Origin of the sequence: Rhodovulum kholense (assembly GCF_003053725.1) — a bacterium.
Classification (GTDB): Bacteria; Pseudomonadota; Alphaproteobacteria; order Rhodobacterales; family Rhodobacteraceae; genus Rhodovulum; species Rhodovulum kholense.
Genome location: NZ_QAYC01000007.1, coordinates 112,848 through 133,464 on the forward strand (window position 1 = coordinate 112,848; position 20,617 = coordinate 133,464).

Annotated in this window: 21 protein-coding genes; 15 read left to right on the forward strand and 6 right to left on the reverse strand. The window is 66.4% G+C overall.

What is annotated here, in order from left to right:
• The first annotated feature begins 5 nt into the window (after positions 1 to 5).
• The 13 genes from trpS (at position 6) to C8N38_RS11005 (ending at position 11,662) form a co-directional block, all read left to right on the forward strand.
• The gene (gene trpS / locus C8N38_RS10945; protein WP_108027219.1) at positions 6 to 1,028 is read left to right on the forward strand and encodes a tryptophan--tRNA ligase; all 1,023 of its coding nucleotides are present in this window, start codon (positions 6 to 8) and stop codon (positions 1,026 to 1,028) included.
• A gap of 92 nt (positions 1,029 to 1,120) precedes the next feature.
• A complete protein-coding gene (locus C8N38_RS10950) occupies positions 1,121 to 1,642 on the forward strand; it encodes a VOC family protein (RefSeq protein ID WP_108027220.1) in 522 nt (173 codons plus the stop codon).
• Positions 1,643 to 1,915: 273 nt separating this feature from the next.
• Entirely contained in the window at positions 1,916 to 2,779 is an 864-nt protein-coding gene (locus C8N38_RS10955; RefSeq protein WP_108027221.1) for a branched-chain amino acid aminotransferase, read from the forward strand.
• Between the two features lie 156 nt (positions 2,780 to 2,935).
• Positions 2,936 to 3,391: a universal stress protein gene (locus C8N38_RS10960; protein WP_075786663.1), complete on the forward strand. Its 456-nt coding sequence runs from the start codon at positions 2,936 to 2,938 to the stop codon at positions 3,389 to 3,391.
• A gap of 112 nt (positions 3,392 to 3,503) precedes the next feature.
• A complete protein-coding gene (locus tag C8N38_RS10965) occupies positions 3,504 to 4,070 on the forward strand; it encodes a NifU family protein (RefSeq protein ID WP_108027222.1) in 567 nt (188 codons plus the stop codon).
• Positions 4,070 to 4,753: a tRNA (adenosine(37)-N6)-threonylcarbamoyltransferase complex dimerization subunit type 1 TsaB gene (gene tsaB, locus C8N38_RS10970; RefSeq protein ID WP_108027223.1), complete on the forward strand. Its 684-nt coding sequence runs from the start codon at positions 4,070 to 4,072 to the stop codon at positions 4,751 to 4,753. The genes C8N38_RS10965 and tsaB overlap by 1 nt, the downstream gene beginning before the upstream one ends.
• Positions 4,753 to 5,196 carry a GNAT family N-acetyltransferase gene (locus C8N38_RS10975; RefSeq protein WP_108027224.1) on the forward strand — a complete coding sequence of 148 codons (444 nt, stop codon included), beginning with the start codon at positions 4,753 to 4,755 and terminating at the stop codon, positions 5,194 to 5,196. Before tsaB ends, C8N38_RS10975 begins: the two co-directional genes overlap by 1 nt.
• A 111-nt stretch (positions 5,197 to 5,307) precedes the next feature.
• On the forward strand, positions 5,308 to 6,297 hold the full coding sequence (locus C8N38_RS10980; protein WP_108027225.1) for a BMP family lipoprotein: 990 nt from the start codon (positions 5,308 to 5,310) through the stop codon (positions 6,295 to 6,297).
• Between the two features lie 5 nt (positions 6,298 to 6,302).
• Positions 6,303 to 7,868, forward strand: coding sequence for an ABC transporter ATP-binding protein (locus C8N38_RS10985; protein WP_108027226.1), 1,566 nt, complete (start codon positions 6,303 to 6,305; stop codon positions 7,866 to 7,868).
• Between the two features lies 1 nt (position 7,869).
• Positions 7,870 to 8,964 carry an ABC transporter permease gene (locus C8N38_RS10990; protein ID WP_108027227.1) on the forward strand — a complete coding sequence of 365 codons (1,095 nt, stop codon included), beginning with the start codon at positions 7,870 to 7,872 and terminating at the stop codon, positions 8,962 to 8,964.
• The gene (locus C8N38_RS10995) at positions 8,964 to 9,929 is read left to right on the forward strand and encodes an ABC transporter permease (RefSeq protein WP_108027228.1); all 966 of its coding nucleotides are present in this window, start codon (positions 8,964 to 8,966) and stop codon (positions 9,927 to 9,929) included. The genes C8N38_RS10990 and C8N38_RS10995 overlap by 1 nt, the downstream gene beginning before the upstream one ends.
• Before the next feature lie 63 nt (positions 9,930 to 9,992).
• Positions 9,993 to 10,904 (forward strand): sulfite exporter TauE/SafE family protein, encoded by a 912-nt coding sequence (locus C8N38_RS11000; RefSeq protein ID WP_108027229.1) that lies wholly within the window; start codon positions 9,993 to 9,995, stop codon positions 10,902 to 10,904.
• Positions 10,904 to 11,662 carry a TIGR02186 family protein gene (locus C8N38_RS11005; RefSeq protein WP_108027230.1) on the forward strand — a complete coding sequence of 253 codons (759 nt, stop codon included), beginning with the start codon at positions 10,904 to 10,906 and terminating at the stop codon, positions 11,660 to 11,662. Before C8N38_RS11000 ends, C8N38_RS11005 begins: the two co-directional genes overlap by 1 nt.
• On the opposite strand, the gene C8N38_RS11010 is transcribed toward C8N38_RS11005, so the two are convergent.
• From C8N38_RS11010 to C8N38_RS11035, 6 genes are all read right to left on the reverse strand, one after another.
• Entirely contained in the window at positions 11,663 to 12,397 is a 735-nt protein-coding gene (locus C8N38_RS11010) for an SDR family oxidoreductase (RefSeq protein WP_108027231.1), read from the reverse strand.
• A complete protein-coding gene (locus C8N38_RS11015; protein WP_108027232.1) occupies positions 12,394 to 13,926 on the reverse strand; it encodes an ATP-dependent DNA helicase in 1,533 nt (510 codons plus the stop codon). The genes C8N38_RS11010 and C8N38_RS11015 overlap by 4 nt, the downstream gene beginning before the upstream one ends.
• A 41-nt stretch (positions 13,927 to 13,967) precedes the next feature.
• Entirely contained in the window at positions 13,968 to 14,609 is a 642-nt protein-coding gene (locus tag C8N38_RS11020; protein ID WP_108027233.1) for an acyl-homoserine-lactone synthase, read from the reverse strand.
• A gap of 127 nt (positions 14,610 to 14,736) precedes the next feature.
• Positions 14,737 to 15,450, reverse strand: coding sequence for a helix-turn-helix transcriptional regulator (locus C8N38_RS11025; RefSeq protein ID WP_108027320.1), 714 nt, complete (start codon positions 15,448 to 15,450; stop codon positions 14,737 to 14,739).
• Between the two features lie 430 nt (positions 15,451 to 15,880).
• Entirely contained in the window at positions 15,881 to 17,173 is a 1,293-nt protein-coding gene (gene ccrA, locus C8N38_RS11030) for a crotonyl-CoA carboxylase/reductase (protein WP_108027234.1), read from the reverse strand.
• Positions 17,174 to 17,298: 125 nt separating this feature from the next.
• Positions 17,299 to 17,595, reverse strand: a complete 297-nt coding sequence (locus C8N38_RS11035; RefSeq protein ID WP_245895680.1) for a hypothetical protein — start codon at positions 17,593 to 17,595, stop codon at positions 17,299 to 17,301.
• Between the two features lie 263 nt (positions 17,596 to 17,858).
• Between C8N38_RS11035 and C8N38_RS11040 the strand changes: the two genes are divergently transcribed.
• Together C8N38_RS11040 and deoD are read left to right on the forward strand one after the other, a co-directional pair.
• Positions 17,859 to 19,838: a protein meaA gene (locus C8N38_RS11040; protein WP_108027235.1), complete on the forward strand. Its 1,980-nt coding sequence runs from the start codon at positions 17,859 to 17,861 to the stop codon at positions 19,836 to 19,838.
• A 42-nt stretch (positions 19,839 to 19,880) separates the two neighbouring features.
• Positions 19,881 to 20,585, forward strand: coding sequence for a purine-nucleoside phosphorylase (deoD, locus tag C8N38_RS11045; protein ID WP_108027236.1), 705 nt, complete (start codon positions 19,881 to 19,883; stop codon positions 20,583 to 20,585).
• The last annotated feature ends 32 nt before the right edge of the window (positions 20,586 to 20,617 follow it).

Consider the following 20,617-nt stretch of genomic DNA (forward strand, 5'->3'; position numbering starts at 1 on the left):
AACCGATGGCCGAGGTGGTCCACACACCGCGAGTCTTTTCCGGCATCCAGCCCTCGGGCGGGCTGACGCTGGGCAACTACCTGGGCGCGCTCAAGCGCTTTGGCGAGACTCAGGACCGGGGCGACATGCCCACGATCTATTGCATCGTCGACATGCATGCGATCACCGTCTGGCAAGATCCCGAAAAGCTGAACCGCGCCACGCGCGAGCTGACCGCGGGCTTCATCGCCAGCGGCATCGACCCGACCAAGTCGATCCTGTTCAACCAGTCGGCGGTGCCGGGCCACGCCCAGCTGGGCTGGATCTTCAACTGCGTCGCCCGGCTGGGCTGGATGCAGCGCATGACCCAGTTCAAGGACAAGGCGGGCAAGAATTCCGAAAACGTGTCGCTGGGGCTTTTTGCCTATCCGGCGCTGATGGCGGCCGACATCCTCGTCTATCATGCCACCCATGTGCCGGTCGGCGAGGACCAGAAGCAGCATGTGGAACTGACCCGCGACATCGCGATCAAGTTCAACAATGACTATGGCGTCGAATTCTTCCCGGTGCCGGAACCGGTGATCGAGGGGGCCGCGACCCGAGTCATGTCCCTGCGCGACGGCACCAAGAAGATGTCGAAATCGGACCCGTCCGACATGAGCCGGATCAACCTGACCGACGACGCCGATGCCATCGCCAAGAAGATCAAGAAGGCCAAGACGGACCCCGAGCCCCTGCCCGAGACCCTTGAGGGGCTGGAGGGTCGGCCCGAGGCCCGCAACCTCGTCAACATCTATGCCGCCCTTTCCGGCAAGACCGCGGCCGAGGTGGTGGCCGAGTATGCCGGGCAGCAATTCGGCACCTTCAAGCCCGCGCTGGCCGATCTGGCGGTCGACCGGCTGTCGCCGATCTCGACCGAGATGAGCCGCCTGATGCAGGACCCGGCCGAGATCGACCGCATCCTCGCCCATGGCGCCGAGCAGGCCAATGCAATCGCCGAACCCATCGTGCGGCGCGCCTATCAGATCGTCGGCATGGTCGGCGCCTGAGGCATTGCAAAATCGCACATACCACGTGGGGTTCCATGCGGTATGTGCGCACCATGCGGGATGCTACCTTTCGACCCGAAAGGAGACACCCCATGCCCCCCATTTCGCCTGAAACCCGCATCGGCCATGTCCATCTGAAGGTGGCCGATCTGGACCGTGCCATGGCCTTCTATTCCGGCGTGCTGGGTTTCGAGCTGCAACAGCGCTACGGCTCCGGCGCCGCGTTTCTCTCGGCCGGCGGCTATCACCACCATATCGGCCTGAACACCTGGGACAGCCTTGGCGCGACGCCGCCGCCCCCGGGCCATACCGGACTTTATCACACCGCGATCCTCTATCCCGACCGCAAGAGCCTCGGCACCGCGCTGGCGCGCGTGCTGGCAGCAGGTATCCCGATTGACGGCGCGGCCGATCACGGTGTCAGCGAGGCCATCTACCTGACCGATCCGGACGGCAACGGAGTCGAGCTTTACCGCGACAAGCCCGAGGCCGACTGGCCGCGGGACGCTGCGGGCAACCTGCGGATGGTCAATGACCGGCTGGACCTGCAGGCGCTGCTGGACGAGGCCGACTCGGTCCCCGGCGGCGAATTCACAAAACGGACTCCGGCCTGACACAAAACGGAATCGCTCGCCGCACAGGGTTGGGTGGTCGGGTTCCGCTACGGTACCGTTTATCCGGGGGCCGCCTCGTCATCCCCAAGTCCGGCGCATCCGCCCGTTGCGCCAGTGCCCGCGGACTGCGAGACCCGATCCGCCCCCGGCCGCCCCGCCGGGGGCGCGTCTTTTCTGCCGGGGCGTCCGCTTGGATGGTGGCAATGTTCTGCGGTCTGGACGCTCCCGCGGCCCGGGTCTAGGGTGCGCGACGAATTTCCGAAGAGGTACGCCATGGCCACAGGCACGAATATTCGCACATATTACAACGGAACCTGGCACCGGGGCGACATTCCGGTGATGTGCGCCGCCGATCACGGGTCCTGGCTGGGCACCACGGTCTTCGACGGCGCGCGCTATTTCGAGGGCATCGCCCCCGATCTTCAGGCCCATTGCGACCGGATCAACCGCTCGGCCGAGGCGCTGATGATCACCCCCACTATCGCCGGCGACGAGATGGCCGAGATCGTTTGGGAAGGGCTGAAGACCTACCCGGCCGATGCCGCCGTCTATATCCGGCCGATGTACTGGGCGCTTGAGGGCGACTCGCTGGGCGTCGCGCCGAAGCCCGGCGCCACCGGCTTTGCGATCTGCCTTGAGGAAATCCCGATGGCCGCGCCGGGCAGCGCCACGACGATGACGACGACGCGCTTCCGCCGCCCGACGCTGGACTGCGCCGTGGTCAATGCCAAGGCGGGCTGCCTTTACCCCAACAACGCGCGGATGCTGGCCGAGGCACGCGCCAAGGGCTTCGGCAATGCGCTGGTCGCGGATGCGCTGGGCAATGTCGCCGAGACCGCGACCGCGAACGTCTTCATCGTCAGGGACGGCGAGTTCTTCACCCCCATCGCCAACGGCACCTTCCTCGCCGGGCTGACCCGCAAACGGCATATCTCGAACCTGACGGCGGCGGGCTACAAGGTCCATGAAGCCGTGCTGAGCTTTGACGATGTGCGCCAGGCCGACGAGGTGTTCCTGTCGGGCAATATGATGAAGGTGACACCGGTCAAGGCCTTCGACGATGTCCAATACCAGCCCGGGCCGCTGACCGCGAAGGTGCGCGAGCTGTATTGGGACTGGGCCCATTCGGCCGCCTGATCCCGGCCCCGTTGACGGGGAATAATGGGTATTCAGGCCAAGAAGAAATCAGCAGGTCAGGCCCGTCTCCCGCGGACGGGCCTGCGGCAGGAGGGGGGAGTTGCCAGCGCGCGGCCGGTCGGTCATGCTGAGGCGCGGTTCCCGGAGGAGGCCCCGATGCGCAAGTTTCTGGTGGTGCTGGACGACAGCCGCGAATGTCTGAACGCGATGCGCTTTGCCGCGCTCCGGGCCGCGAAGACGGGCGGCGGGGTTCAGATCCTGTCGGTGATCGCGCCCGAGGAGTTCAACCACTGGATCGGCGTCGGCGATCTGATGCGCGAAGAAGCCCGCGAACGGATCGAGGCGCATTTCGAGGTCTTCGCCAAATGGATGCGCGACCGGCAGGGGATCGACCCCGAACTGGTGATCCGCGAGGGCGAGGCGGTGCCCGAGATCCTGGCGCAGATCCGGGAGGATTCCGAGATCGGCGTGCTGGTTCTGGGCGCGGGCACTGACAGCAAGGGGCCGGGGCCGCTTGTCACCCAGCTGACCCGCGGGGCGGGAAGCCTGCCGATCCCGGTGACGATCGTGCCCGGCGGGCTGTCGAAGGAACGGCTGGAAGCGGTGTGCTAGGCACCCGCTCCGAGGCGCTCCAGAGACCGCGCAAAGCGGCCCGCAGTTGCACAAAAGTTGACAAATCGGCCTGTCGGGCGCATATCCGAGCGCAAAGCTAAGGAATAGGCACATGTTTATCCAGACCGAATCCACTCCGAACCCCGCCACGCTGAAGTTCCTGCCCGGGCAGGCGGTGCTGGAGGCGGGAACGGCGGACTTTCCCTCGGCCGAGACCTCCGGAGCCTCGCCGCTTGCGACAAGGATCTTCAGTGTCGAGGGCGTGCGCGGGGTCTTCTTCGGCACCGATTTCGTGACCGTGACCAAGGCCGAAACGGTCGACTGGGATCATATCAAGCCCGCGATCCTCGGCGCGATCATGGAGCATTTCCAGTCCGGCCAGCCGGTCATGACCGGCGAGAACGCCGAGGCGGGGCACGCCGACCATGACGGGCCGGATGGCGATATCGTGCGGCAGATCAAGCAGTTGCTCGATACGCGCGTGCGTCCGGCCGTGGCTCAGGACGGCGGCGACATCACCTTCCACGGCTTCGACCGGGGCGTTGTCTATCTGCACATGCAGGGTGCCTGCGCGGGCTGCCCGTCCTCGACGCTGACCCTCAAGATGGGCATCGAGAACCTGCTGCGGCACTACATCCCCGAGGTTACCGAGGTCCGTCCGGTCGCCGACGCGATGTGATGGGCCGCGCCCTCGCTCCGATCCTCGCCTTCGACACGTCCGGCCCCTATTGTACCGCGGCCCTGCTGCGGGACGGGGTGGTCTGCTTGTCGCGGCACCGGGACATGGCGCGCGGCCAGGCCGAGGCGCTGATGCCGCTTCTGTGCGAGATGCTGGCCGAGGCCGGGCTGGGCTGGTCCGATCTGGGCGGACTCGGCGTCGGTATCGGCCCGGGCAATTTCACCGGCATCCGCGTATCGGTCGCCGCAGCGCGGGGGCTGGCGCTGGCATCACGCGTGCCGGCCGTGGGCGTCTCGATGTTCGAAGTGCTGCGGCGCACCCAGCCCGACCCGGCCCCCGATCTGCTGAGCCTCGAGGCGCCGCGCGGGTTGGCCTATGTCCAGCCGCGATCGCGCGGCGTGCCGGGCCCCGCCCGGATGATCGCGCCCGACACCCCCGGCGAGGCGGCGCTGCTGGACGCCGCGGGCGCCCGTCATGTCACGGGCTTTGCCGCCCGCCAGATCGGCACCGCACTCGGCATCGGCTGGACCGAGGCCGCGCCCACCGAGATCGCGCCCCGGATCGCCCGTGCGGCCGCCGAAATCCTCGCGACCGGTGCGATGCCGATGCGTCCGGCACCGCTTTACGTCCGTCCCGCCGATGCCGCGCCGCCCGCCGATCCGCCGCCGGTGATCCTGCCGTGATGCCCGATGCAAGCCGGGCCCTGAATTCCGGCGCCCTTGCCGATCTGCATGCGCGGTGCTTCACGACGCCCCGCCCCTGGAGTGCCGCGGAATTCGACGACCTGCTGGCAACACCTGGGACCTTTCTTTGCGGCGATGCGCAGGGCTTCTCGATGGGTCGCGTGGCCGCTGGCGAGGCCGAGCTTCTGACCATTGCGGTCGCCCCCGAATGCCGCCGGACCGGCCTCGGCCGCGCCAGACTGGACGGGTTCGAGGCCGAGGCGCGGGCCCGCGGCGCGCAGGAAGCCTTTCTTGAGGTGGCGGTCGACAATGCGGCGGCCTGCGCGCTTTACACGGGCGCGGGGTTTGTGCTGGCCGGGCGGCGGCCGCGCTATTACGGCACGCCCGACGGCCGCCGCATCGACGCTTTGGTGATGCGCAAGGCGCTGCCCGCGAATTCCTAAAATCCGGTTGACGCTCGCCCCGGCGGGCGGCCTTAATCGGGGCGGGCAAACGGCCTCCCCGGGCGCGCAGGATCGCCCCCGAGGCCGGCCAACCAACCGGGAGAAATCTGGATGACGAACACGCAGAAGGTTCTGGGCGCCGCGGCCGCTCTGGCGCTGACCGGAGGCACCGCGCTGGCCGACCCGGCCCTGATCTACGATCTGGGCGGCAAGTACGACAAATCCTTCAACGAGGCGGCCTTCAATGGCGCCGAACGCTGGAAGGCGGAAACCGGCGGCACCTATCGCGAGATCGAGCTGCAATCCGAAGCCCAGCGCGAACAGGCGCTGCGCCGCTTTGCCGAGGCCGGGCTGAACCCGATCGCGATGACCGGCTTTGCCTTCAAGTCGGTTCTGGAAGAGGTCGCGGCCGATTATCCCGACACGAAATTCGAGATCATCGACGATCTGGTCGATGCGCCAAACGTGCGCTCGATTGTCTTTGCCGAACATGAGGGCAGCTATCTGGTCGGAATGATGGCCGCCATGGCGTCAAAATCGAACACCGTGGGGTTTGTCGGCGGCATGGACATCCCGCTGATCCGGAAATTCGCCTGCGGTTATGCCCAGGGCGCGAAGGCGGTCGACCCCGAGACGACGGTTCTGCAGAACATGACCGGCACCACGGCCGAAGCCTGGGCCGATCCGGTCAAGGGCAGCGAACTGGCTCGCGCCCAGATCGGCCAGGGAGCCGACGTGATCTTTGCCGCAGCGGGCACCACCGGGCTTGGCGTGCTGCAGGCCGCGGCCGATGAGGGGATCCTGTCGATCGGGGTCGACAGCAACCAGAACCACCTGCATCCTGGGCAGGTTCTGACCTCGATGGTCAAGGGCGTCGATGTCGCCGTCTACAGCGCCTTCAAGGCGGGCGATGCGCTGGAAACCGGCATGTTCCGCCTTGGGCTGGCCGAGGATGGCGTCGGCTATGCCATGGACGACAACAACAAGGATCTGGTGACGCCAGAGATGATCGACGCGGTCGAGGCCGCCAAGGCCAAGATCATTTCGGGCGAGATCGCGGTGCATGACTACATGTCCGACAATACCTGCCCGGTGAAGTAACCGGCATGGCAGGGGCAGCGGATGCCGGGGCCGTCGCGACATCGGCCCCGGCCATCGAATTACGGAGCATTTCCAAGGCGTTCGGGCCGGTCCGGGCGAACCGCGACATCTCGCTTGTGGTGCGGCGGGGCACGATCCACGGCATCGTCGGCGAGAACGGCGCGGGCAAGTCGACGCTGATGTCGATCCTTTACGGCTTCTACAAGGCCGATGCCGGCGAGATCCTGATCGGCGGGCGTCCGGTCCAGATCGGCGACAGCCATGACGCGATCCGCGCGGGCATCGGCATGGTGTTCCAGCATTTCAAGCTGGTCGAGCCCTTCACGGTGCTGGAGAACGTGATCCTCGGCACCGAGGACGGGGCGCTTCTAAAGCCCTCGCTGGCCAAGGCGCGCGGCACACTCCGCCAGTTGGCCGCCGATTACGAGCTTGAGGTTGATCCCGACGCGCGGATCGAGGATCTGGGCGTCGGCATGCGCCAGCGGGTCGAGATCCTGAAGGCGCTGTATCGGCAGGCGGATATCCTGATCCTCGACGAACCGACCGGGGTGCTGACACCCGCCGAGGCCGATCACCTCTTCCGGATATTGGAAAACCTCAAGTCGCAGGGCAAGACGATCATCCTCATCACCCACAAGCTGCGCGAGATCATGGCCGCGACCGATACGGTTTCCGTCATGCGGCGTGGAGAGATGACTGCCACCTTGCGGACCGCCGACACCAGCCCCGCCGAGCTGGCCGAGCTGATGGTCGGGCGAAAGGTCTTGTTGCGAATAGACAAGTCTCCGGCTCGGCCGGGCCGCACGGTGCTGGAGATCGAAAAGCTCTGCGTCACCGATGCGCAGGGCATCGCCCGGCTGTCCGACGTGTCGCTCAGCGTCCGGGCGGGCGAAATCCTCGGCCTTGCCGGGGTGGCCGGAAACGGCCAGTCGCATCTTCTGGAGGTGCTGGGCGGCATGCGGCCCGCGACTGGGCATGTCCGGATCGACGGCAAAGAGCTTGATCTGTCGGGGCCGGGCTGCGACGGGCGCTCGCGCCGCGCGGCGGGCATCGCCCATGTGCCCGAGGACCGCCAGCGCGAGGGGCTGATCATGCCGTTCCATGCCTGGGAGGATTCAGTCTTCGGCTATCACACCGACCCCGCTCTGCAGAGCGCGCCGGGTCTGATGGACAATGCCCGCATCCGCAGCCATGCCGAGGACCAGATGGCGCGGTTCGACGTGCGGCCGCCCAATCCCGATCTGGCAGCGCAAAGCTTTTCCGGCGGGAACCAGCAAAAGCTGGTTCTGGCGCGCGAAATCGAACGCAATCCCGACCTGTTGCTGGTCGGTCAGCCGACCCGCGGCGTCGATATCGGCGCCATCGAGTTCATCCACCGCCGCATCCTCGAGTTGCGCGATGCGGGCAAGGCGGTTCTGCTGGTCAGCGTCGAGCTGGACGAGATCCTGGGCCTTTCGGACCGGATCGCGGTCATGTGCGGCGGGCGGATCATGGGCGAGCGGCTGACCTCGGAAACCGACGAGACCGAACTGGGCCTGATGATGGCCGGAATGAAGGGAAAGGCCGCCTGAGATGAGCGCGATGCCGAAATGGGCCGATCTGGTCCTCATTCCGCTGATCAGCCTGTCTCTGGCCGCGCTGCTGTCGGCGCTGGTGATCCTCGGCATCGGCGAGGACCCGGTCGCGGCCGTCAGGATGATGGTCACCGGCGCGCTCGGCTCGACCTATGCCTGGGGCTACACGCTTTACTACGCGACCAATTTCATCTTCACCGGGCTTGCGGTCTCGGTCGCCTTCCATGCGCGGCTGTTCAATATCGGCGGCGAAGGGCAGGCAACGCTGGGCGGGCTGGGCGTGGCGCTCGTTTGCCTTGCGCTGCCCTGGCCGCATTGGGCGCTGGCCTTGCCGGCGGCGGCCCTTGGCGCGGCGCTGTTCGGCGCGGCCTGGGCGGCCATTCCGGCCTGGCTGCAGGCCCGGCGCGGCAGTCATATCGTCATCACCACGATCATGTTCAACTTCATCGCGGCCTCGCTTCTGAACTATTTGCTGGTCAACGTGCTGCGCCCGGTGGGCTCGATGGACCCGTCGACCGCGCGGTTCGCAGACGGCACCCACCTTCCTACGCTGCATGACCTTCTGGCGCCCTTTGGCATCGCCTTCTCGAAGGCCGCGCCCGCCAATATCAGCTTTCTGCTGGCGCTGGCGGCCTCGGTCGCGGTCTGGCTGCTGATCTGGCGCTCGCGGCTCGGATATGAGATCCGGGCGCTCGGCCATTCCGAACCGGCCGCGATCTACGCCGGCATCCGGCCGGTGCGCACGGTGATGTGGGCGATGCTGATCTCGGGCGCGCTGGCCGGGCTGATGGCCGTCAATACCGTGATGGGCGAGGCCGAGCGGCTGGTGCTGAACTCGGTCGAGGGGGCGGGCTTCATCGGTATCGCGGTCGCGCTGATGGGCCGGAACCACCCCGTCGGCGTGTTTCTCGCGGCGATCCTGTTCGGCTTTCTCTATCAGGGCGGGGCGGAGCTGGCGCTTTGGACCGACATCCCGCGCGAGCTGATCGTGGTGATTCAGGCACTGGTGATCCTGTTTACCGGCGCGCTCGACAACATGGTGCGGATGCCGCTGGAACGACTGTTCCTCGCGCTCCAGAAAGGGCCCGCGTGATGGATTTTCCGACGCTGCTGCAGGTGCTCGATTCCACCGTCCGGCTGGCCACGCCGCTGCTGTTGGCCTGCCTTGCCGGGCTGTTCTCGGAACGCTCGGGCATCTACGACATCGGGCTCGAGGGCAAGATGCTGGCCGCGGCCTTCTGTTCGGCCGCGACGGCGGCGGTGACGGGCTCGGTCTGGCTGGGGCTGCTGGCCGGGATCGGCGGGTCGATGGCCCTGGCCGGGCTGCATGGGCTGTCGGCCATCACCTTCCGGGGCAACCAGCTGATTTCGGGCGTCGCGATCAACTTCCTTGCGGCCGGGCTGACCGTGGTGCTGGCCCAGGACTGGTTCCATCAGGGCGGGCGCACGCCCTCGCTTCTGGGCGGAGCGCGGTTCGAGGCCATTACCCTGCCCTTCGCCGAGACGCTGCGCCCGGTGCCTGTGCTGGGCCCCGTCTATGCCGAGCTGATCTCGGGTCACACGCTGCTGGTCTATGTCGCCGCCCTGCTGGTTCCGGCCAGCTGGTGGGTGCTGTACCGGACGCGCTTCGGACTGCGGCTGCGCGCGGTCGGCGAAAACCCCGAGGCGGTCGATACCGCGGGCGTCTCGGTCCAGGCCACGCGCTATGCGGCGGTGGCGATCTGCGGGCTTCTGTGCGGGCTGGCGGGGGCCTATCTGGCGACCGCGCTGCAGGCGGGCTTTTCAAGGGACATGACCGCCGGGCGGGGTTATATCGCGCTGGCAGCTTTGATCTTTGCGAAATGGCGGCCGTGGCAGGCGCTGGGCGCGACGCTTCTTTTCGGGCTGCTGCAGGCCATTGCGCTGCGCTATCAGAACATCGAGCTTGGCGGGGTCGGCCTGCCGGTGCAGGTGATGGATGCGCTGCCCTATATCCTGACCGTGGTGATCCTCGCGGGCTTCGTCGGACGCGCAATCCCTCCCCGCGCAGGCGGCGAGCCCTATGTGAAAGAGCGGTAAAATCTGACCCCGCCGGGCCGCGCATCCTTGCCAGGACCGGGAGAGGCGCTTTAGGGACCGGTCATGCAGATCTACCTACCCATCGCCGAGGTTTCCGTGAACGCCTTCGTCCTGCTGGGCCTGGGCGGGATCGTCGGCATCCTGTCGGGGATGTTCGGCGTCGGCGGAGGGTTCCTGCTGACGCCCCTGCTGTTCTTCATCGGCATCCCCCCGGCGGTCGCGGTGGCGACCCAGGCGGCGCAGATCGTCGCCTCGTCGATCTCGGGCGTGCTGGCGCATTTCCGGCGCAAGACGGTCGATCTGCGCATGGGAACGGTGCTGCTGGCGGGCGGCATGTGCGGCGCGGTGCTGGGGGTCTGGATCTTCAACCTGATGCGCGGCATCGGCCAGGTCGATCTGCTGGTCAAGCTCTGCTACGTGGTCTTCCTGGGCGTGATCGGCGCCCTGATGTTCATCGAGAGCCTGGCCGCCATCAACCGCACGCGCAAGGGCGTCGTGCGCAAGCGCAAGCAGCGGATCTGGTTCGACGCCCTGCCCTTCAAGATGAAGTTCCGCACCTCGGGGCTGTACCTCTCGGCGATCCCGCCGCTGATCGTCGGCGCCTTCGTGGGCGTGCTTTCGGCGATCATGGGCGTCGGCGGCGGCTTCATCATGGTGCCCGCGATGATCTACCTCCTTGGCATGCCGACCAAGGTGGTGATCGGCACCTCGCTGTTCCAGATCATCTTCGTCAGCGGCTTTACGACGATCCTGCATGCCACGACCAACCACACCGTCGATCTGGGGCTGGCGCTTCTGTTGCTGATCGGGGGCGTGGTCGGCGCGCAGATCGGCACCGGCATCGGGCTGAAGATGAAGGCCGAACAGTTGCGCATCTGGCTCGCGATCCTGGTGCTGGCGGTCTGCGGCAAGCTCGCGCTCGATCTGCTGATCGAACCGGCCGAGCTTTATTCGATTGCCGAGAGGGTGCGCTGATGGTCTGGCGTCTGATCGTCGTGCTGCTGCTGGCCACCCTGCCCGCCCGGGCCGAGCAGGTGGTGGCAGGACTCAGCCAGACCCGGGTGTCGATCACCACCAATTTCGCGGGCTCCGAGATCCTGATCTTCGGTGCCGTCAAGCGCGACGCCCCCGCCCCCGAAGGTCCCCCACTCGAGGTGGTGGTAACGGTGGCCGGGCCCTCGACGCCCGCCACCGTCCGCAAGAAGGACCGCCGCGTCGGGATCTGGGTCAACACCGAATCCGTCCGGATCGCGGCGGCGCCCAGCTTCTATGCGGTGGCCACGACCGCGCCATTGGATCAGGCGCTGTCCCAGACCGAGGACCTGCGCCACAAGGTGTCGATCCCGCGCGCAATCCGGGCGGTGGGGGCTACCGAAGAAACTGCCGAGGCGCAAAGCTTCATCGACGCGCTGATCCGCATCCGCTCCGAGACGGGGCTTTATCAGGAACTGCCCGGCGCGGTCGAGCTGGACGAACAGACCCTGTTCCGCACCTCGATCGCGCTGCCCTCGAACCTGACCGAGGGCGACTATGCCACCCGGATCTTCCTGACCCGGGGCGGCGAGGTGGTGGACGCCTTCGAGACCACCATCGGCGTGCACAAGGTCGGGCTGGAACGCTGGACTTACCTGCTGGCCCACCAGCATCCGCTGGCCTATGCGATCCTGTCGCTCGGCATCGCCATCGCCGCGGGCTGGGGGGCCTCGGCCGCGTTCCGGATGATGAAAAGCTGATCAGCCGCGCCCGATATAGGGCATCGTCGTCGCCATCACCGTCATGAACTGCACATTGGCCTCGGGCGGCAGGTCGGCCATGTGCAAGACCGCACGCGCGGCATGGGCGACATCCATGGTGGGCTGCACCGGCCGGCCCTCGGCCCGCGCGCGTTCCGTCAGATCCTCGACCAGCGCGGTGCGGGCATTGCCGATGTCGATCTGCCCGCAGGCGATCCCGAAAGGCCGCCCGTCGAGGCTGAGCGTCTTGGTCAGCCCGGTCACCGCATGCTTGGTCGTCGTGTAGCAGACCGAGCCCTCGCGCGGGACATGGGCCGAGAGCGAGCCGTTATTGACGATCCGCCCGCCCTGCGGGTCCTGCCGTCGCATCCGCGCGAAGGCCGCGCGCGCGGCCAGGAACATGCCGCCGACATTGACCGCCAGCACCTGCGCCCAGGCAGCCGGATCGATTTCGTCGATCGAACCCGAGGGGCCGAAGGTGCCGGCATTGTTGAACAGCACGTCCAGCCGCCCGGCCCAGGCCATGAAGGCGTCGAAGGCGGCCTCGACGTCCCCGGCATCGGTCACGTCGGCAGGTAGCGACAGCGCACCCTCGTGCCCCGCCGCGATCTCGTCCAGCAGATCGGCACGGCGGGCCAGAAGCCCGACCCGCCAGCCATTGGCCAGAAACAGCTCGGCCGTGGCGCGGCCGATGCCGCTGCTGGCGCCGGTGATCAGGATCGTCCTTGCGGTCATGGGCGCGCCTCCTCGGCGGTCAGGGTCAGGGGCGCGGGCGCGGCCACCAGATCGTCGGCCGTCAGCGCGCGGGTCGGCCGCGCCAGCCGGTAGCGCGTGACCCAAAGCAGGCGCTCTTCGGCGCGGGTGATCGCGACATAGGCCAGCCGTTTCCAAAGCGGCTGGCCCGCCTCGACGCGGCCCGCCCGGGCGGCCGCGTAAAGATCGGGGGCAAAGACCTGCACCGCAGGCCATTGCGACCCCTGCGCCTTGTGGATCGTCACCGCAGCCCCGTGCAGGAAGGCCGCACCCATGGTCGCGGCATAGGGGATGAAGGGTTCCTCTTCGTCGGGCAGTTCGATCTTGACGATCGAAGCCACCGACAAGCGCGGGTCCTCGGCGCCGATCACATGCATGATCGAGAAGCCCGGCTTGCGACCCGCCCCCACATAGATCACCTGCGCGCCCTTGATCAGCCCGCGCGCCTCGAGGTCGATCCGTTTCTTGCGGTGTTTCAGCGGCAGCTCGATCCCGTCGCAGATCAGCGGCTCGCCCGGCAACAGCGCGTCCTCGGGCGCGCCATGGGCCTGGCGGAAGGCGTTGATCAGCCGGATGCGGGTGGCGTTTCGCCAGACCAGCACCGGCGAGCGCGCCATCAGGTCGGAATCGACCCGGGGCGCCAGCTCGACCCGGGGGTCGCGGGCGGCGGCGTCTTCGACCATCCGTTCGAACCGCTCGAAATCGACCTCGGGGTCGGCCAGCGCATGGGCAAGATCGAGGATCGGGTTGTCGTCCTCCTGGCGGTGGATGCGGTGCAGTTCCAGCGTCTGCGGCCCGGCCAGCCGGTCGAAGACCATCTTGCCCGACTGGTTGACCGGCGCGAGCTGCGCGGGATCGCCAAAGAGAACCAGCGCGGGGAAAAGTTCGCGCAGATCATCGAACTGGCGTTCGTCGAGCATCGAGGCCTCGTCGACGAACCCGATATCCAGCGGGTCTTCGCGCCGCTTCCAACCCTTGATGAAATCGCTGCCCTTAAGCCCCGCCGCCGCCAGCGCCCCGGGGATCGAGGGCACCGAGGCATAGAAGGCCTGCGCCCGGTCGAGCGCCGCATCCGTCAGTGCCTCGATCTCGGGGCGGTCGCCCTCGCCGGTCAGCCATTCGGCGATCTTCTCGTATTCGGGATCGTAGACGGGTGTGTAGATGATGCGGTGGATCGTGGTCGCGGGCACGCCGCGCTGGCGCAGCACGCTGGCGGCCTTGTTGGTCGGCGCCAGAACCGCCAGCGTCCGGCGGTCCTTGCGGCGCTTGCCCTCATAATCGCCCGAGACGATCTCGACCCCCGCCTCGACCGCGGCGCGCACCAGTTCCGCCAAGAGCAGCGTCTTGCCCGATCCGGCCTTGCCGGTGACCGCCAGAACGCCGGTCTTGCCCTCGGTGCGGGCGCTGAGAGTCGCGTCATCCAGATCGACGCCAAAGCCGCGTAGCATTCCCGCCACGCGATCATGGGCTTCGGCCTGGTCCTCGGAAAAGCGCAGCGCGGGCACGGTCATGGGCGCAGCCTACAGGCCGCGCCCATCCGGTGCCAGCGCGTTCAGGCGACGGCGAGTTCCCGTTGCGCCGGGGTCGGCGCCGAGAACGAGGCGCGGAACCAGTCCAGCGAGGTCTCGCGCCCGATGCCGAGGCGCGCCAGGGTGCGGGGCCAGGCGGCGTCCTGCATTTCCCACAGGCCCACGCCGATGCGGTCGCGGCCCTCGCCCGAGGTGCCGATGACATCCGGCTCGACCCCCATCAGGCGGTAGATCCGTTCCATCCGCGGGTCGAAGACAGCGACGAAATGGTCGACCGCGAACTGGGCCATCACCTCGCCCGCGCCCAGCACCAGCCCGGCCGAAACCTCGCGTCCCGCATCGGGCGCCAGACAGAACCGGGTGCATTCCCAGATCAGCGGGCTTTCGATGCGCGCGCCGCCGGTCACATGCAGGAAGTGTTCGTTCACCATCGTCCGCCCGGTCGTGGGAAGAAACCGCATCGAGCCGCCATGGCGTCCGTCGGGTTGTTCCCAGATCACGTAAAGCGGGTTCAGGGCGTCATATTGGTCGCGCTCTTCGCCCTTGTCGTTGACGCTGACAGCCCAGCCGAGACGGTCATGGAACTGAAGCGCGCGGTCCCTGAACATGGTGTCGCGCAGAAGCGGGAACTTGTGAAGGTCGACACCGTAGATGTAACGCAGCATGATTGGTAGCCCTCTGCCGATCACTTGATGGGCTCAGGCTACGGAGAGCTTGGTTACCAGCGCGCTAACCAAGCGCCCCCTAACGTCACGTCAGGGGAATATTTCTTTTCTTAACAGATAGTTAAGCCTAGACGACAATCAGACCGGCACTCAGGGCACGGGCCACCGCATGGGTCGTGTTCAGGGCTCCGAGCTTGTGGCGGGCGGTCTCGACATAGACCCGCAGCGTGTGTTCGGAGATCGACAGCTCCTGCGCGGCCTGAGCCCGGCTCATGCCCTTGGCCAGAAGCGTCATCGCGCTGAGTTCGCGCGGCGACAGCGCAGCCCGCGGCCCCTGATCGGCCGATTGCTCGAATTCCAGCGCCTTCTTGTTGAAGTCATGGGCGATCAGGATCAGGTCGCGAAGATTGAGCTGTTTGAACATGTCCCAGGATACATCGGAACAACTGTCGTTCACGGTAAAGAGCGCGAACTGCCCCTTGGGTCCATGCAACGGGATCGACACACCCTGATTGCCAAGTCCGTGGGCGATGGCGTCTTCGAAGAAAGCGCGCGAGGCCTTGCTGGACCAGTCGAGCTCTTTCCAGTCGACCGGATGGAAGCGGCTGTAGCAGCCAAAGATCACCGGATCGATCATCAGGTAGTCGCGGTCGAGATAGCGGTCGACCCATTCGGTCGAGTAGGTGCCGGCGCCGTAGCGTTCGCCGACGCTGTTCACCCAGTGATAGACGACGTGGAAGACGCCGTAGCGGTCGCGCAGGTCTTCGGTGGCACGATACAGGTCCTCAAGCGTCGTTGCCCGTTGCAACCGGTCGAGGAACGATTCTAAGCCGCCTTGCATCACATGAATCTGCATCGCCCCACGTCGTCACCGACGACGCTCTTTCCCCAACCTGAGCCCGCGCACGGCCTGCCTCGAGGGACGAGATCTCGACAGCTGCCAGAGCCTGGCAGGTGAGGAGCTCCTCGGACAGAGCGGTCAACCCATTCTTTCTCGCATAGTTCTTGAGGTCGCCGAGAATGTCGATCAGCCACTCGTGCTTCATGGTCGTTGTCCTGTCTTAGTGGTTAATGAAACGTTAAAATTAGTCTAGCACAGGACAAAATTCGTCGAAATTCGCGAATTCTCCCTCCCCAGAAATGGGGAGGGGCCGCAAATGCAAGCTCTTGATTTCCGGTCGGAGGAGAAGCGATTCGCATCTGGAGGACAGATTCGCGAAGGGCACACGCTATGCGTGCGCCCTGAAATAAACCACAACTTTAGGGCCGAATCAAGCGACGGGACCAGCGTCCAGAACGTCGGCGAAAGTCCGCAGACCGGTGCGCGGCGCCTGCACCAGAACCGCCATGTTGCCCGGCTTGTGCTCGTTGCGAAGCATCTTCAGATGCGCCTGCGGGATCTCGTCCCAGGGGAAGACCTCGGACATGCAGGGATCGATCCGGCGCTGGACCATCAGCCGGTTCGCGGCGGCGGCCTGCTTGAGATGGGCGAAGTGGCTGCCCTGGATGCGCTTCTGGTGCATCCAGACATAGCGGGCATCCATCGTCAGGTTGAACCCGCTGGTGCCCGCGCAGATCACCACCATGCCGCCGCGCTTGACCACGAAGGTCGAGACCGGGAAGGTCGCCTCGCCGGGATGCTCGAACACCATGTCGACATTGACGCCCTTGCCGGTGATGTCCCAGATCGCCTTGCCGAACTTGCGGACCTCGCCGAACCACTCCTTGTATTCGGGCGTATTGACCTTGGGCAGCTGGCCCCAGCACTTGAAATCCTTGCGGTTGATCACGCCCTTGGCGCCCAGATCCATGACGAAGTCGCGCTTGGACTCCTCCGAGATCACGCCGATCGCATTCGCGCCCGCGGTGTTGATCAGCTGGATCGCGAAGGACCCGAGCCCCCCCGAGGCGCCCCAGACCAGCACGTTCTGGCCGGGTTTCAGTTCATGCGGATGGTGACCGAACAGCATCCGGTAGGCGGTGGCCAGGGTCAGCGTGTAGCAGGCCGACTCCTCCCAGGTCAGGTGCCGCGGCCGTTCCAGCAATTGCTGCGCCTGCACACGGGTGAACTGGGCAAAGGACCCGTCCGGGGTCTCGTAGCCCCAGATCCGCTGGCTGGGCGAGAACATCGGATCGCCGCCATTGCATTCCTCGTCGTCGCCGTCGTCCTGATTGCAGTGGATCACGACCTCGTCGCCCACTTTCCAGGTCTTCACCGCCGAGCCGACCGCCCAGACGATGCCCGACGCGTCCGAGCCGGCGATGTGATAGGGCGCCTTGTGCCCGTCGAAGGGCGAGACCGGAATGCCGAGCCCCGCCCAGATGCCGTTGTAGTTGACGCCCGCCGCCATCACCAGGACCAGCACCTCGTGGCTGTCGATGGCGGGCGTATCGACCACCTCGACCTGGAACGACTTGTCGGGCTCGCCATGGCGATCGCGCCGGATCGCCCACGCATACATCTTCGGCGGAACGTAGCCCAGCGGGGGCATCTCGCCGATTTCGTAAAGCTCCTTCTCGGGCGCCTCATAGGGCGCGATCCCGGGATTCTGATCAAGGGCCATGGGTGCCTCCTCAAGCAATGCTGCGCCGCAGAGTCGCGCTATTCCGAGGAGATACGGTCAGCCGCGAAACATTGCAACCCGATGCGCGCCCATCTTGAAACTTTATGTCCGAGACGAATCGCTGCCTAGTGATAGGTGAAGGTGCCGATCTCGCAGACATTCACGCGCGGTTCGACCAGTTCGTCGCCATCCTCGAAGACGGCGCGGAAGTCGAACAGGCAATAGCCCGACCCGTCATGGAAATTGACCATCACCGACTGGCCCGAATAGAGGATGTCGGGGCCCAGGATGTCTTCTTCCCAGGTGCTGGCGCCCGTGTTCGACCCATAGAATTCGACCAGCGCAAAGCCGGTGTTGTTGACGATCCTGACATTGCGGTCGAGCGCGAAGGCGGGACTCGCGACAGATGCGGCGACGGCCACGGCGAGGAAGGTGGAAACAAGGGTACGAACTGAAATTGGCGCCTCCACAAGGATACATGATCGCGCCGCATACCGTCACAGCGTGTGCCACACCGTCGCCGCGATTCTGGACCATTGAAGGGAGAAAACGGGGCAAAAGCCGCGATTGACGTAGATGCCGCGCTGCGGCGAATTGACAGAGACAGATTCTTTCGCCTATTTGCATTTGCGTCGCAACATTATTGCGGCCAAGGCAGTTCAGTCACCAGCCAAGGGAGGTCCGTATGCCCAACGACACTCAAACCCCGGTCCGCGATCGGCCCTGGCTGTTCCGCACCTATGCCGGCCATTCGACCGCCGAGGCCTCGAATGCGCTTTACCGCGCCAACCTCGCCAAGGGGCAGACCGGGCTTTCGGTCGCCTTCGACCTGCCGACCCAGACCGGCTATGACAGCGATCACGAACTGGCGCGCGGCGAGGTCGGCAAGGTCGGCGTGCCGATCGACCATCTGGGCGACATGCGAACCCTGTTCGACCAGATCCCTCTGGAACAGATGAACACCTCGATGACCATCAACGCGCCCGCACCCTGGCTGCTGGCGCTTTATATCGCCGTGGCCGAGGAACAGGGCGCCGATGTCTCGAAGCTGCAGGGCACGGTGCAGAACGACCTGATCAAGGAATATCTGAGCCGCGGCACCTATATCTGCCCGCCGAAGCCCAGCCTTCGCATGATCACCGATGTCGCGGCCTATACCCGCGAGCATCTGCCGAAATGGAACCCGATGAACGTCTGTTCCTATCACCTGCAGGAAGCGGGGGCGACGCCGGAACAGGAGCTGTCCTATGCGCTGGCGACCGCGACCGCGGTGCTGGACGATCTGCGCGGGAAGGTGGCGCCCGAGGACTTCCCGGGCATGGTCGGGCGGATCTCCTTCTTCGTGAATGCGGGCATCCGCTTCGTCACCGAGATGTGCAAGATGCGCGCCTTCGTCGAGCTCTGGGACGAGATCTGCCAGGAACGCTACGGCGTCGACGACCCCAAGCACCGGCGGTTCCGCTACGGGGTGCAGGTCAACAGCCTCGGCCTGACCGAGCAGCAGCCCGAGAACAACGTCTACCGCATCCTGATCGAGATGCTGGCGGTGACGCTGTCGAAATCCGCCCGCGCCCGCGCCGTGCAGCTTCCGGCCTGGAACGAGGCGCTGGGCCTGCCGCGCCCCTTCGACCAGCAATGGTCGATCCGGATGCAACAGATTCTGGCCTACGAGACCGACCTTCTGGAATATGAGGACCTGTTCGAGGGCAACCCGGCGGTCACCGCGAAAGTGGAGGAGCTGAAGCGGAACGCCCGGGCCGAACTGGCACAGATCGACGCGATGGGCGGCGCGGTGGCCGCGATCGAGCACATGAAATCGCGGCTCGTCGAAAGCAATTCCGACCGCATCGGCCGGGTCGAGACCGGCGCCACGGTGGTGGTCGGCGTGAACCGCTGGGTCGATGGGGAGCCCTCGCCGCTGACCTCGGGCGAGGACGCGATCATGGTGGTCGATCCCAGCGTCGAGGCCGACCAGATCGCCCGACTGGCCGCCTGGCGCGACAGCCGCGACGGCGCCGCGGTCGAAGCCGCTCTGGCCGCGCTGCGCGAGGCGGCGGCGACGGGGGCGAACATCATGCCGCCCTCGATCGCGGCGGCCAAGGCCGGGGCCACGACCGGCGAATGGGGCGATGTGATGCGCGCGGTCTTCGGCCAGTACCGGGGGCCGACGGGCGTGTCGAAAAGCCCCTCGAACCGGACCGAGGGGCTGGACGAGATTCGGGCCGAGGTCGATGCGCTGGCCGGACGGCTCGGGCGACGACCGAAGTTTCTGGTCGGCAAGCCCGGTCTCGACGGCCATTCGAACGGCGCCGAACAGATCGCCGCCCGTGCCCGCGATTGCGGCATGGATATCTCCTATGAGGGGATTCGGCTTACCCCATCGGAAATCGTGGCTGCGGCCAAGGCCGAGGGGGTCGACATCGTCGGTCTGTCGATCCTGTCGGGCAGCCACATGCCCCTGATGGAAAGCCTGATGCGGCTGATGAAGGAGCACGAGCTGACCCATATCCCGGTTGTGGTGGGCGGCATCATCCCCGACGAAGACGCCCGGCGGCTGAAGGCGATGGGCGTGGCCAAGGTCTATACGCCGAAGGATTTCGAGCTGAACCGGATCATGTTCGACGTGGTCGGGCTGATCTCGCCCGAACGGGTGGCGGCGGAATAGCCAGCGGCTATAACGGGGGTCTCAGCGGTTGAGGAGACCCCCATGAGCCTTCATATCGGCGCGCAACCCGGCGAGATCGCCGAGACCGTCCTGCTGCCCGGCGACCCGCTGCGCGCGGAATGGGCGGCGCGGACCTTCCTGACCGACCCGGTCTGCATCAACCGGGTGCGCGGGATGCTGGGCTTTACCGGGTTCTGGCGCGGCCACCGGGTCACGATCCATGGCAGCGGCATGGGCATGCCCTCGCTGTCGATCTATGCCAACGAGCTGATCCGCGAGCATGGCGCAAGGACGCTGATCCGGATCGGATCGGCCGGCGCGATGCAGGAGCATGTCGCGCTGCGCGACATCGTGCTGGCGATGACGAGTTCCACGCTGTCGACGCCCTCGCGCGGCACCTTCCGCGAGCTGAATTTCGCACCTTGCGCCGATTTCGGGCTGCTGGCGGCGGCGCATCGGGCGGCGCAAGCCAAGGGCGCCCGGACCCATGTCGGCGGCATCTATTCGGCCGATGTCTTCTATGACGAACGTCCCGACCTGAACGCCGAGTTGACCCGGCACGGCGTTCTCGCAGTCGAGATGGAAGCGGCCGAGCTTTACATTCTGGCTGCCCGGCACGGGGCGCGGGCGCTGGCGGTGTTGACGGTGTCGGACCATCTGCTGACCGGGGCGGCGCTTTCGCCCGAGGAACGCCAGACAGGGTTCGCCGAGATGGTCGAGATCGCGCTGGAGGCCGCGTTTTCCTGACCCCCGGGACGGGGCAACCGACGGGCGTTGCG

Coding starts and splice junctions, on each gene's coding strand:
- trpS (WP_108027219.1), top strand. CDS start 6: ATGGCCGAGGTGGTCCACACACCGCGAGTCTTTTCCGGCATCCAGCCC.
- C8N38_RS10950 (WP_108027220.1), top strand. CDS start 1,121: ATGCCCCCCATTTCGCCTGAAACCCGCATCGGCCATGTCCATCTGAAG.
- C8N38_RS10955 (WP_108027221.1), top strand. CDS start 1,916: ATGGCCACAGGCACGAATATTCGCACATATTACAACGGAACCTGGCAC.
- C8N38_RS10960 (WP_075786663.1), top strand. CDS start 2,936: ATGCGCAAGTTTCTGGTGGTGCTGGACGACAGCCGCGAATGTCTGAAC.
- C8N38_RS10965 (WP_108027222.1), top strand. CDS start 3,504: ATGTTTATCCAGACCGAATCCACTCCGAACCCCGCCACGCTGAAGTTC.
- tsaB (WP_108027223.1), top strand. CDS start 4,070: ATGGGCCGCGCCCTCGCTCCGATCCTCGCCTTCGACACGTCCGGCCCC.
- C8N38_RS10975 (WP_108027224.1), top strand. CDS start 4,753: ATGCCCGATGCAAGCCGGGCCCTGAATTCCGGCGCCCTTGCCGATCTG.
- C8N38_RS10980 (WP_108027225.1), top strand. CDS start 5,308: ATGACGAACACGCAGAAGGTTCTGGGCGCCGCGGCCGCTCTGGCGCTG.
- C8N38_RS10985 (WP_108027226.1), top strand. CDS start 6,303: ATGGCAGGGGCAGCGGATGCCGGGGCCGTCGCGACATCGGCCCCGGCC.
- C8N38_RS10990 (WP_108027227.1), top strand. CDS start 7,870: ATGAGCGCGATGCCGAAATGGGCCGATCTGGTCCTCATTCCGCTGATC.
- C8N38_RS10995 (WP_108027228.1), top strand. CDS start 8,964: ATGGATTTTCCGACGCTGCTGCAGGTGCTCGATTCCACCGTCCGGCTG.
- C8N38_RS11000 (WP_108027229.1), top strand. CDS start 9,993: ATGCAGATCTACCTACCCATCGCCGAGGTTTCCGTGAACGCCTTCGTC.
- C8N38_RS11005 (WP_108027230.1), top strand. CDS start 10,904: ATGGTCTGGCGTCTGATCGTCGTGCTGCTGCTGGCCACCCTGCCCGCC.
- C8N38_RS11010 (WP_108027231.1), bottom strand. CDS start 12,397: ATGACCGCAAGGACGATCCTGATCACCGGCGCCAGCAGCGGCATCGGC.
- C8N38_RS11015 (WP_108027232.1), bottom strand. CDS start 13,926: ATGACCGTGCCCGCGCTGCGCTTTTCCGAGGACCAGGCCGAAGCCCAT.
- C8N38_RS11020 (WP_108027233.1), bottom strand. CDS start 14,609: ATGCTGCGTTACATCTACGGTGTCGACCTTCACAAGTTCCCGCTTCTG.
- C8N38_RS11025 (WP_108027320.1), bottom strand. CDS start 15,450: ATGCAAGGCGGCTTAGAATCGTTCCTCGACCGGTTGCAACGGGCAACG.
- ccrA (WP_108027234.1), bottom strand. CDS start 17,173: ATGGCCCTTGATCAGAATCCCGGGATCGCGCCCTATGAGGCGCCCGAG.
- C8N38_RS11040 (WP_108027235.1), top strand. CDS start 17,859: ATGCCCAACGACACTCAAACCCCGGTCCGCGATCGGCCCTGGCTGTTC.
- deoD (WP_108027236.1), top strand. CDS start 19,881: ATGAGCCTTCATATCGGCGCGCAACCCGGCGAGATCGCCGAGACCGTC.